Below are 12,476 nucleotides of genomic sequence, written 5' to 3' on the forward strand. Positions count from 1 at the left end.
GCCTGCTTCTCAAAGACAATGCCGCATCATCGGCCATACTGGACCGGTTGCTTCACCATGGTCATCTGCTGAAATTTGAAGGGAAGAGTTACCGACTCAAAGAGGCTGCCAACCGGCTCTCTCAGCTGCGCGACAATAGGGAGGGATGAAAAAAGGAAAAAATGGAAGATATTAAGAGAATAACTTAGATCTCAATATTCTGCCGCCGGGGGATTTTGACCCGGCCACGGGTGGGGGATTTTAAAGTGGCCATCCGGGATCTTGACTAAAGCAAGGACCATATATAACAATAGCCAGACAGCATTATCATTTATGGGGGAATGTATGTCAGGAAAGGTTTATTGTCATAATGGCTCTTGGTATGTCAATTGGTGGGATAAGGTACATAAAAAAACTCGGAAAATTTACCATTACAAAGGCGAAAAAATTTATAGCAAGAAAACGGCTGAAAAGCTTCTTTCTGTTATGCAATCGGATGTTGAAAATGGTACATTCTATATTGAAAAGTACGTATCCAAAGGTTTTTCTGATGTCATACCATTCATTGATGATTGGTTTTCCAACCTGAGTGGATTGTCTCCGGCTACAGAAAAAGGTTATCGTTCATACCTTAAAAATCACATTAAGCCGTTTTTCAAAAAACATAGTCAAATTTCTTTACCTGACATTCAGATTGATATTCTACGTAAATTTAAAAAAGAACTACATAATAAGGGCCTTAGTCCTAAAATGCAGTCTAATATTATGTTTTGTTTACATACTATTTTGGACGCTGCGTGGATTGCTCGACGTATTCCTGCTATCCCTCCATTCCCAAAGAAAAAAGAGTATGGTTTAACACAGCAACCAATAAAATGGTTACCTGAAGATAGGCAGCTGGCAGTTTTAAACCAGATCCCATATGACCATCAGCCTATTTTTTACTTTTTGAAGTATCATTTACGGCGTCCAGCGGAGGCGTTAGCACTTCATAAGGAAGATTTTTCTGATAATGTTTTTACGATTCATCGTTCAATATCTGCTCGTGTCCTTACTGATAAGACGAAAACCGGTGAAATTCATTCAATTCCATGTCATCCAGATTTTAAACCTTTTATTGATATTGAATTGGATAAACAGAAGCGTCATAGAATTATATCACCTTTCTTTTTTGTTAATCCGTCTGGCCGTACACCAGGAAAAGGGTATAAGGCTGAAACTTTAAATCGTCTTTGGAATAAAGCTTGTAAACAGGTTGGTGAAAATATCCGTTTGTATGCAGGAACCAAACACAGCTCTTGTTCTCAATATATTAATGAGTACGGTTTATCTGAGTCTGATTTGCAGGTAATTACGGATCATTCCCGTTTAGAATCAGTTCGAAATTATGCCAAAACTGAAGTTTCTAAAAAACTTAAATTAATGTCAAAAAATGTCCGCTACCTAAAACAACCTAAAACCAAGAAAGGCGACTTGTAACATTTTGAATATATTGATTTTTCCATCTATACTTAAGGGTTCGATTCCCATGTGCTTCCGCCAATTTTGTAAGCAATTCAACCGTTTTTCATGCTTTTTTGATAGATTTTTTCCGCATTCTTTCACTCCCCCAATGGGGGTGGACTCTCCGGCATAACGAATATAGTCAGCCCAAAATAGATCGTCCTCCTGACAATCAACCACCTCAAAAATAAGGCGGTTCCATGTGCTCCCCGGGTGCAATAACCCCACCGGAATTTCTTGCCTTCACAAAAAAGATTTTTTCAGACCCTATACACATGACGCCGTAGTAATTAGTGGTCATTTTATCCCCTCTCCATTCATTTTATGCTGGGAAAATGAAATATAAATATTTATATTTCATTTTGTAGTGTCTAAAGTATAATATAAATATTCATATTCTAATTTTCGTCTTGAAAGATATTCATATAGCGGCGAAGTATAAAAATCCTGTTTCTCTGATATCCGGTAATTTCTTGCAAAATACCCACATCAACAAGAGCCGATATAAGGCTATTGGCCGGGACATATTTTATTTTGAGAAGCTCCATAGCCTTGTTCACGGTGATTGTCGGAGTGCCATAAAGATACATGATCATTTGGCGCGCATTTTCAGCGCGGCGCCCCAGCTTCACAACTTCCAGCTCAAATTCTTGCTTGAGGTCAAGAATCCGCCTAAAGGTTTTTTTGCCGCTTTCGGCGGTCTCAACAATCGCCTGAAGAAAAAAACGTACCCAATGCCCAATATCATTAGATTCACGCACACGGGTTAATGCATCATAGTATGTACCGCGATGTTTTTCCAAATGAGCGGATAAGTAGAGAGATGGCTTATTGAGCAAGCCATGGCTGACCAAATAGAGAGTGATAAGCAGACGCCCGATACGGCCATTACCATCAAGAAAAGGGTGAATCGTTTCAAATTGGTAATGGCTCAAGGCGCAGCGAACAAGATGCGGAACCTGGATATCTTCGTTATGCCAGAAGGCTTCGAGATCACTCAATAGATCAGGTAGTTCATCGTGATGAGGAGGGATAAAGGCCGCATCAGTCAAGCTTGAACCGCCAATCCAGTTCTGACTGCGTCGAAATTCTCCTGGTGTTTTTCTCTCTCCTCGGACGCCGCTCATCAGAATTTCATGAGTATGGCGCAAAAGGCGCAAGGAAAGAGGTAAATTTATTAAATCTTCAATGGCCCTATTCATAGCCAGAACGTAATTCTGCACCTCTCGCCAATCATCACGCCTCTCAGGAAGGATTGCTTCTTCTTCCAAAACGGCCTCATCCATTTCCGTCCTGGTTCCCTCTATCCGACTTGAAGTATTTGCCTCCTTGATAATGTGCATCCGGATAAAAAGATCCACATCAGGGACAATCAGGGTAAATGCGTTAAGTTCTCCAAGAGTTCTTGTGGACTTTTCGAGAAGAACATTTATACGTGGATCATCCCATGACCAACCATGATTGATGAGGGCTGGCTGGAAGCTTTTATATTGAAATTGCTGTTTGTGGCTACCAGCGACGAATTCTTCAAACTTCATTTTTTCACCTTTATACCAAATCTCAAAGGTTTGAATATATCCTGCATAACAGCTGTCTTTGAGCCCACCTTAAAATAGAGGCAGCTTGGATAAGAACAAAAATCAACTTCCCCGGACAATACCTTGCCATTGTTAAAAAGGGCAATATAAATCACAAGAATCCATATAAAAAAGTACTCAATCGATATTCTCTCCCGTGAACATTTTGTAAAAACATGCCCCTCTGAATACCACAGAGGCATCCTTACAACGTTCAGGAAACGCTATTGGGGATGTGGTGGAGCATTGTAGGACAGAATTAGGGTATATCAGGAGATTGTCATGAACAAGGACATCCAAGCCGTTTTTACAGGTTAGCTAACTGTCCTCATTATCAAAGGCAATGGATATCTGCTCGAATTGATCCTCGACTCTTTCAAAGGAGGATACAATTTCAGGATCGAAATGCGTTCCTTTTTCCTCAAGTATAATGTTGCAGGCCTTTTTGTGTGAAAACGGATCTTTGTACTGGCGTTTGGCCCGAAGCGCATCATATACATCGGCTACGGCCATAATTCTTCCTGACAGGGGAATATTTTCTCCTATCAGACCGTTTGGATATCCAGAACCATCCCATTTTTCATGATGTGACAGAGTCATTTGTTCGGCAATAGATAAAAATGATTTAAAATTAAGCCGCTCAATCGCTTTTCTGATTATTTGTGCACCCAAAAGGCAATGCTTTTTCATGATGTCAAATTCTTCCTTGGTAAAAGTCCCTTCCTTTTGAAGGATTTTATCTGGAATGCCAACCTTCCCGATATCATGAAGCGGTGCGGATTTGACAATCTCCGTTTTATATTCCGTAGTGATGTATTTACTATATTTGCTGTTCTCCATAAGATCTTCAACGAGTAACTGAACATATTTCGCGGTTCGCAGAATGTGATTTCCTGTAATTGTGTCACGTATTTCCGCTTGATACGCAAGTGCATATATGGTTACATCCTCTGTCTCAACCAGTTGTCTGTTCAAAGACATCAGCCTTTCCCTTTCGTGCTCAAGGGCGCTGCTGATTCGAAGAGTTTTATCCAAATTGCTTTTCATAACAGATATACTGTTATGGTTCAGCTGGTTTTCAAGGAATACAAATACAGCCCCAAGAAAAAAAACCCCGCTGGTAATCAACTCAGATGTGTGGAATTTATCCAGAAAAAAAAATATCAGTACAAGAATATAGCCGGATAAAAAGATATAAAGCAGAATATGGTGGTATCTCATTAATGATACATTCAATTTATCTTCTATATAAAAATCGCTGAGCAGTTTTCTGTTGCTTTTCGATTGTCTTATTCCCAGGACCATGAAAATAATGCCGCCCACAATTAGCGAACAGAAAAAAAATTTAATCATTTGCATCCCTCAGTCAGCAAAATTTTTTTGTTAATTCTACGAATGGAAAACTTATTTTTTATCGTTTCAATAAAAATTTTACAACAAATATTATCTTTTTTTAACCCAAGTTTTCGATTGTAAATTGTAAGTTAGCAATCACGCGGATTGTTTTTTTCGCTCCTGGTTATGGCACTACTTTTGTTTAAAAATGTTTTTAATCACCGGTCCTGGATATAAACCTATCTCCAAAGCTTTATAAATTTCTTGTTGTCTGGGTTCTGGCCGTGTGCTTTTTCTGATATGAGCGGTTTGACCATCCCTGCATGCATTTGCATTGAAACTGTCACCCGGCTTTGGCCTTCGAGCCGATTTCTCAATTGAGACCAACTACTATTAAACCGCCCAAAAGGTCAGAAATGAAGGGCAAGGATAGCATTGCACATAATTTAAACCTGCCCGAGGAAAACGGCCTGGTCCCAAACCCTGCGAGCAATGCGGATGGTAGCCTGGTCCACCATTCGACCATCCACAGCCACGGCACCCCGGGACCGGTCATCTGCGGCTTGCAGAATCTGTCTGGCCCGTTGGATCTCTTCCGTTGAAGGGGTAAAAACCTGGTTGACCGTGTCAATCTGGTCGGGATGAATCACCCACTTGCCGTCACACCCGAGCGCCTTGGCCAGGTCGGCTGATTTCTTCAGGCCGTCGGCATCCGTAAAGTTTCCATAGGGGGCATCCAGGGCCAAAAGTCCATTGGCCTTGGCCGCCATGACCATGCGGCTGATGGGGAAATGCCACCGGTGGCCGGGATAAACCTGTTCCTCGTTTTCTCCGTGGCCGGATAAAGAGACCAACCCTGCACCAATGCTTGCCTGGTAATCTGCAATTCCAAATGACAGGGAGGAAATCCTGGAATCGCCCTGGGCGATTTCATTAACCTGCGCAAGTCCCTGGGCGGTCTCAATGCAGGCCTGGATCCGGATCTGCCTGGTTTGTCCCAATGCCATTTCAATGCCGTTCAGTAAGCGGCCCACAAAATGAATATCGCCCTCATGGTTCACTTTGGGCACCACAATGGTATCGAGATGATCGCCGGCCGCCTCTGCCACCTGGATCAAATCTTTGTAGGCAAAGGGAGTGTCCAGGCTGTTGATACGAAGGTTTACACGTTTTGCATTAAAATCCAAAGACAGAAGCGAATCAATCACCGTTCTACGCGCGGCCTCTTTTTGATCTGCCGACACGCTGTCTTCCAAATCCAGCATGATGACGTCAACGTTGGAAGCCGCAGCCTTGGCATGCATTTTCCCCTTGTTTCCGGGGACGGAAATCATCGTTCGGTAGGGTTTATTTATTCTCATCTTATCGTTCATGTCCGCAATTTAACAGGCAGGCAAAGAGGTTGTCAAACCCTTAAAGCAGCCATGGGGCCAATAAATAAGGGGAACCCGTTAAGGCTCCCCTATATATACTCTGCAACTAATCAACGGTGAAAGCATTTAGCTTTCGATAATGCCGATTTGGCCGTATGCCGGAAATTATACCATTTCAGGAACGTCCCAGTTGTCGATTTTCATTGTGCCGTTTTTCGCAAGGTTCATCTGCATTTTAAAGCATCTGTCGAAAAGCTGAGGCTCATGGCCGACACCTTTTGCAAGCGTAACCTTGGAAGAGATGTCAAGGTACTCCTGTATGATGTCCTTATACTCGGGGTGCACACATTTATCGATGATGGTCTGGGCCCTCTCTTTGGGCGCAAGGCCGCGAAGGTCTGCAAGACCCTGATCTGTAACGACAACGTCAAGATCGTGCTCAGTGTGGTCAATGTGCGGGGCCTTGGGCACAACACATGTAATACCTGTCGGATCTGTTTTTGTGGGACGGACGGACGGACAGTGCATCATTTTCAAGAAACCGTTTCTAAGGAAATCACCTGAGCCGCCGATGCCGTTGATCATTCTTGTGCCGCCGACGAGCGTTGAATTTGCGTGGGCGTAGATGTCGAACTCAACAGGTGTGTTCATAGAGATACATCCAAGGCGGCGGACCGCCTCGGGCGCGTTGGAAACGGAAAGCGGACGGAGAACGATTTTGTCTGCGTAAAAATCCTTATTTCCCAGGAAACGCGGGAAGCCCTCTTTCTCGGACAGAGAAAGTGAGCATGAAGACGCGGCATCAAGTTTACCGGAGTCAAACAGGTCAAGCATGGTATCCTGAAGAACTTCGGTGTAAACGGTAAGGTGTTCAAAAGGCCCTTTGGCAAGACCGCCCACAACCGCGTTGGCAATGGAGCCGACGCCGGACTGGAGCGGAAGCAGGTTTTTAGGAAGACGCCCAGCCTTCACTTCAGCACCGAAAAAATCAATGATGTGGCCAGCAATGGCTTCGGAAGTCGCATCAATATCCGTAAAAGCACGGCCTTTATCAGGATATTTTGACTCTACAACGGCAATAACTTTTTCAGGGTCACATGCGATGGAGGTAGAACCTATGCGGCTGTCTGCTTTTGTAATATTGAATACCTGTCTGTTAGGGGGTGTTCCCGGCATAAAAAGGTCGTGCATGCCTTCGAATGAAGGCATGCCTGTATTAACCTCAAGGATGATCTTATCGCAAACCATGAGAATTTCAGGGATGACACCACAGGAGGCTGTGGGAACAATGCTTCCGTCTTCTTTAATGCAGGAAACTTCAAGGATAGCAAGGTCAAGCTTGCCTGATTCCGTATCTTTTGTGTAAAAACCGTAACCAAGGTCCTGGGCGAAGAGAGAAAGGTGCTTGTCACCCATTCTGATGCGGCCGCTGTTGATACCTTTAGCGATGTTTTTACCTGTCTGGTACGGCCATCTCCTGTCAATCATATCAAGATCGGCCCATCTGTTTTCTGTTTCCGCACCGACAGATGCGCCGATAAAAAGGTTGAAACGCCATTTGCCCTGAAGGCTGTTGGCTTCAACATAGTCAGCCAGGGCGATGGGGACTGCTTTCGGGTAACCTGCAGGTGTGAAACCTGACCAGCCAAGGTTCATTCCGGGTTTAAAAAACTGGATTGTTTCTTCTGCCTTCATAACTCTTTTCAGAAGGCTTTTACATTCCACTCGAGTCTCAAGTTCAGACATATACTCCTCCATTATAGCTATTTCAGAAACCACTTAAACGGAAGGGTTTTTAAAACATAATTTATTGAGTGTCAAGCGACTAAAAAAATAGATTTTTCTTGACATGGAAGGGGATTTTAAATTAGCTGTGACTGATGAAAAACCGCTATGAAAGATCTCCGTGTATTTCCCTTACAAACAATAAAAAGACTCGGCTTATGGCTGTCTTTTTTGTGATCTTTGTCCTGGGTGCAGATCCTTTGCATTTAACTTCTGCAAGGGCGTCCACACCAATTCTATTTAGTGCCTGAACGAAAACCTGAAAATTTTGTTGAGTACAAGGCGGAGGCAAATTTTAACTGGAGTAATACATAGAGTATTTCATCGTTATGTTATGGTTTTTTAATTTCACAAACCAAATCATTGGAACCAAATTCCCTTGCGTGCACCACATAATTATCAGAGGCTCTTTTCAGCCTCTGATCAATCTCTTCTTGGTTTTCGTAAACTTTTTTGACCTTTCCCGGCGACCCTGTAACAAGTGAATAGGGCTCAATGACTGTGTTTTCAAGGACAACGGCACCGGCCGCGATGACGCAGCCGGTGCCGATTACACTGTTATTCAGGAGAACGGCACCCATACCGATCAGGCAGTTGTCCCCAATGGTGCATCCATGTACACAGCAATTGTGGCCGATGGTGACGCCGTTTCCGATCATCAAAGGGGTGTTCCTGGCCACATGCCCCATACAAAGATCCTGGATATTCGTGCGTTCACCAATGCGGATCTCAGCGACATCTCCCCTGAGAACCGTTTGAAACCAGACCGAAGAATCCCGGCCGATCTGCACATCACCTATAATCTTGGCACCAGGTGCGATATAAACGGAGTCGTGGATGTCCGGCACAATGTTTTTGTATGAATACAGTGTCATAAAACGTCCGTTAATAGGTAAATTTTTCCCGGAAAAAGGGAACCAGTTCATCAATCTTTATACGCTGTTGCTCCATGGAATCCCGCTCCCGGATAGTGACCGCATTGTCGTCAAGGGATTCATAATCAAAGGTGACGCAATAGGGGGTGCCGGCTTCATCCTGGCGGCGGTAGCGCTTGCCGATACTGCCCTGGACGTCAAAATCCATGTTCAGTCCCAGTTGCTGCACCAGGGTATCAAAAACTGACTTTGCATTGTCGGCAATTTTTTTAGCCAGGGGCAACACGGCAATTTTCACAGGGGCCAACTGGTTGTGAAGATGCAGCACCACCCGGGTATCCCCCTCTTTAATCTCTTCTTCTTCATAGGCATCGCACAAAAAGACCAAAGCGGAGCGCTGGACCCCGAGGGAAGGTTCAATAACAAAGGGGATGTACTTTTCCTTGGCTGCCTCGTCAAAATACTGCAGATCTTTGGATGAGTACTCCATATGCTGGCTTAAGTCATAGTTGGTCCTCGAAGCGATGCCGCACAGTTCCCCCCAGCCAAAGGGATACTGGTATTCAATATCGGCAGTGGCATTGGAGTAATGGGACAATTCCGCATCGTCATGGTCGCGAAATCTCAGGTTATCCGGGGTAACGCCCAGACCTAGATACCAATCCATGCAGAATTTTTTCCAGAAGTCATGGAATTCAAGCTCGGTGCCGGGTTTACAGAAATATTCAATTTCCATCTGCTCAAACTCACGGGTCCTGAAGACAAAATTGCCCGGTGTGATTTCGTTCCTGAATGCCTTGCCGATCTGGGCAATGCCGAAGGGAACCTTTTTACGAGAAGTGGTCTGAACATTTTTAAAATTGACAAAAATGCCTTGGGCGGTTTCAGGACGAAGATAAATCTCCTTTCCTTCGCCTTCAACCACACCCTGCTGGGTTTTAAACATCAGATTAAATGCCTTGGGCAGGGTCCATTCAAGGCTGCCGCACTGGGGACAGGTGATATTTTTAGCATTAATGAAATCCAGCATATCCTGGGGCGGAGTCTTTTCCCCTGCCCAGTTGGCCGGCTGTTCATCAGACCCGTTGTCATGCTGCCAGTTTTCCACAAGCTTATCCGCCCGCTCCCGGGATTTACATTTTTTGCAATCCATCAGCGGATCGGAAAAACTGCCCACATGGCCGGAGGCTTCCCAGGTGGTGGGATTCATGAGAATGGCGGCATCCAGGCCGACCATATCAATACGCTCGGTGACAAATTTTTTCCACCAGGCCTCTTTGAGGTTTTTAAGCAATTCCACCCCTAAAGGACCGAAATCCCAGGCATTGGCAAGTCCGCCGTAAATTTCAGATCCCGGATATACAAAGCCCCTGCGCTTGCAAAGTCCAACGACTTTATCCATCAATGTTGCTTCTTTTTTTGGTTTAGCCATTTTCTACTCCATGTTCCAAAACCGCCCGGATGGTGTCCAGGGTCAGCCCGTTAATAATAATCCACTGGAATTCTTACTTTTTAAAAAGAGGTTGAATATACATGATTTTTATATTTTGCTGAACTGTTTTTTCAAATTTTTATGCCCACGGAAAGGCGTTGCCATAGGATTAAACGTAAAACCCGTTGAAATAACGGCCATGGGCCGACTTGGTCTATCAACACCCAGGCTTGACCCACAACAAAAGATGAAAGTAACTTAGCAACTTATTGGAACTTTCATATAAATATTTTTTTCTTACGAAACGGTTATTTCTTCTCAATTAAAATGATCTGTGATATGGGTTGATTAATCACCAAAATTAGGAGAAAAAGCATTTATGAATGAAAAGACGTCGAGGAAAGAGCCTCCTCCACCGCCTCAGATGAGTCCTTACGTATTTACGCTCCTGCTGCTCGGATTCGGGTTGTGGTGCTTTTGGGACGGCTGGGTGACCACAAACCCTGAAATGGCCGATTATGCACTTTTCAACCAGGTACTGAGCGCGGTGTTGATTCCCTGGGCTGTCTGGGATTTTTTCAAAGTCAAAAAAAAATATAAAAAAAAATAACTCCTCGGGCTTATTTTCGTCCCAGAATCATGGTCTCAGGGTTGACCCATTCATCAAACTGCCCGGGCTGAACCAAGCCCAGCTCTGCGGCGGCCTCCTTTAACGTCATACCGTCCGCCAGTGCTTTTTTGGCGATCCGGGCGGCATTGTCATATCCGATGTGTGGCGCCAACGCCGTGACAAGCATCAGGGAGTTTTTCAGGTGGCGTTCAATCACCGGGAGATTCGGTGTAATACCGGCCAGGCAATGGGATGTGAAAGAGGAGATGGTGTCGCCCAAAAGCGTAACGGACTGAAGCAGGTTATGGATGATAACCGGTTTAAATACATTGAGTTCAAAGTTGCCCTGGCTTGCGGCAAAGCCGATGGCTGCATCATTTCCCATGACCTGGCAGGCAACCATGGTGGCGGCTTCGGCCTGGGTGGGATTTACTTTTCCGGGCATGATGGAGCTGCCCGGCTCATTGGCCGGGATACTGAGTTCTCCGATGCCGCATCTGGGACCGCAGGCGAGCCACCGGACATCATTGGCGATTTTCATCAGATTGGCAGCCAATCCTTTGAGCGCCCCACTGGTGAAGACGATCTGGTCATGCCCGGTGAGTCCATGAAAGGTGTTTTTCATCTGTGTGAACGGATGGCCGGTTAACTTGGCAAGTTCTTCTGCCACTGCCTGTCCAAACCCCTGGGGCGCATTTAAGCCTGTCCCCACCGCAGTTCCGCCAATGGCCAAGGGATACAATGTTTCCAAGGTCTGCAAAATTTGCTCCCGGCTACTTTGAATCATGGCTTCCCATCCGCTGATTTCCTGGCCAAGTGTCAGTGGTGTGGCATCCTGGAGGTGGGTACGTCCGATTTTAATGATCTGCGAAAATGCCTGGGATTTTTCTTCAAGGGTGAGACGCATTCGGTCAACTGCGGGAAGCAGGGTGTCATGGATCTCAAATACCGCCGCAATATGCATGGCAGCAGGAAATGTGTCGTTGGAACTTTGGGATTTGTTCACATGGTCATTGGGGTGGATAGGCCTGTTATCATCAAGTGCCTTGCCGTCAAGAAGGGCGGCCCGGTTGGCGATGACCTCATTTAAATTCATATTGGTCTGGGTACCACTGCCGGTCTGCCAGACGTGGAGGGGAAACTGGTCGTCGTGATCCCCATTCAAAATTTCATCGCAGACCTGGATAATAAGATCTGCCCGATAATCATCCAACAGCTCCATCCGTCTGTTGACGGCTGCACAGGCTCTTTTCAGCCGAGCAAAGGCATAGATCAGGGTTTGCGGCATCAACTCCCGGCCAATGGTGAAATTCTGCCGGCTACGTTCGGTTTGGGCGCCCCACAATGCGTCTGCGGGCACCTGGATTGCGCCCATGGTATCATGTTCTGTTCGATTCGCCATCTATTGATTCCTCCTTTTGGCCCCTGCTTGAGAAGGGCGGGTCTTGTTGTGTCGATTCCGGGAATGAAGGGCTCCCTTATAATCTGTTCGTCGGGAACTGCCAAAATCATAATATTTTTTATGTATGCCGGTGTGCCGCCCCAGGCCCTGTGTCAGAATTTTTCGGCCCGGTATCAGCCACGCCATGAGAATATTATCGGTTTTTTTGTCAATTTCATGACTAAGCTGCAAAAACAATTCTTCGGCCTGGGCCTGGGTCAACCGGCATTCGTATACGGATTTCTGATTCCCCAGGTTCCATTCCCGCAGAATTTTTCTCACCCGGGCCCGGACCTTGTTTTTGGAAATATCATACGCTACCACGATGGGTCTGGAAACTGCCATACTATTCCTTAATAATTTCCGCAGTTGTTGAATAGCATCCTGTTACTTACTGAAAATTCATCCCCTATTAATCAAAGATGAAATCATCTGTCAATCCGGAATTTTTAAAACCAGCCTTGGCAGAGGCTGGTTTTATGCGGTGTGGACTCAAACGACAGAAAGTTATTTTCGTTGGATTCCAGCCGCCTTAATCACCTTCATAAGCGGTGCAGATTCAAACT

11 protein-coding genes are annotated in these 12,476 nt (G+C 45.2%); 3 read left to right on the top strand and 8 right to left on the bottom strand.

Translation table 11 applies throughout. The annotated features are described in order from the left end of the window. Positions 1-2: 2 nt before the first annotated feature. The gene (locus tag B147_RS32965; protein WP_281167873.1) at positions 3-149 is read left to right on the top strand and encodes an ATP-binding protein; all 147 of its coding nucleotides are present in this window, start codon (positions 3-5) and stop codon (positions 147-149) included. A gap of 175 nt (positions 150-324) precedes the next feature. Further along, positions 325-1,458, top strand: coding sequence for a tyrosine-type recombinase/integrase (locus B147_RS0117190; protein ID WP_020588440.1), 1,134 nt, complete (start codon positions 325-327; stop codon positions 1,456-1,458). 422 nt (positions 1,459-1,880) lie between these two features. On the opposite strand, the gene B147_RS0117200 is transcribed toward B147_RS0117190, so the two are convergent. The 6 genes from B147_RS0117200 to B147_RS0117230 form a co-directional block, all read right to left on the bottom strand. Beyond that, entirely contained in the window at positions 1,881-3,020 is a 1,140-nt protein-coding gene (locus tag B147_RS0117200; RefSeq protein ID WP_020588442.1) for a Fic family protein, read from the bottom strand. Between the two features lie 357 nt (positions 3,021-3,377). Continuing rightward, positions 3,378-4,412 carry an HD-GYP domain-containing protein gene (locus B147_RS30455; protein WP_020588444.1) on the bottom strand — a complete coding sequence of 345 codons (1,035 nt, stop codon included), beginning with the start codon at positions 4,410-4,412 and terminating at the stop codon, positions 3,378-3,380. Between the two features lie 428 nt (positions 4,413-4,840). Beyond that, the gene (locus B147_RS0117215; RefSeq protein ID WP_245569039.1) at positions 4,841-5,755 is read right to left on the bottom strand and encodes an HpcH/HpaI aldolase/citrate lyase family protein; all 915 of its coding nucleotides are present in this window, start codon (positions 5,753-5,755) and stop codon (positions 4,841-4,843) included. Between the two features lie 177 nt (positions 5,756-5,932). After that, a complete protein-coding gene (gene scpC, locus B147_RS0117220; RefSeq protein ID WP_020588446.1) occupies positions 5,933-7,513 on the bottom strand; it encodes a succinyl-CoA:acetate CoA-transferase ScpC in 1,581 nt (526 codons plus the stop codon). 371 nt (positions 7,514-7,884) lie between these two features. After that, positions 7,885-8,427, bottom strand: coding sequence for a gamma carbonic anhydrase family protein (locus B147_RS0117225; protein WP_026259703.1), 543 nt, complete (start codon positions 8,425-8,427; stop codon positions 7,885-7,887). Positions 8,428-8,437: 10 nt separating this feature from the next. Further along, the gene (locus B147_RS0117230) at positions 8,438-9,859 is read right to left on the bottom strand and encodes a glycine--tRNA ligase (protein WP_020588448.1); all 1,422 of its coding nucleotides are present in this window, start codon (positions 9,857-9,859) and stop codon (positions 8,438-8,440) included. A 379-nt stretch (positions 9,860-10,238) separates the two neighbouring features. On the opposite strand from B147_RS0117230, the gene B147_RS28725 reads away from it, so the two are divergent. Further along, entirely contained in the window at positions 10,239-10,469 is a 231-nt protein-coding gene (locus tag B147_RS28725; RefSeq protein ID WP_033397564.1) for a hypothetical protein, read from the top strand. Between the two features lie 10 nt (positions 10,470-10,479). Here B147_RS28725 and fumC read toward each other — a convergent pair whose 3' ends face one another. Both fumC and cas2 read right to left on the bottom strand, forming a co-directional pair. After that, positions 10,480-11,871 carry a class II fumarate hydratase gene (gene fumC / locus B147_RS0117240; RefSeq protein WP_020588450.1) on the bottom strand — a complete coding sequence of 464 codons (1,392 nt, stop codon included), beginning with the start codon at positions 11,869-11,871 and terminating at the stop codon, positions 10,480-10,482. Further along, positions 11,872-12,255, bottom strand: coding sequence for a CRISPR-associated endonuclease Cas2 (gene cas2, locus B147_RS30460; RefSeq protein ID WP_020588451.1), 384 nt, complete (start codon positions 12,253-12,255; stop codon positions 11,872-11,874). Positions 12,256-12,476: the final 221 nt, after the last annotated feature.

This window comes from Desulfobacter curvatus DSM 3379 (assembly GCF_000373985.1).
Lineage (GTDB): Bacteria > Desulfobacterota > Desulfobacteria > Desulfobacterales > Desulfobacteraceae > Desulfobacter > Desulfobacter curvatus.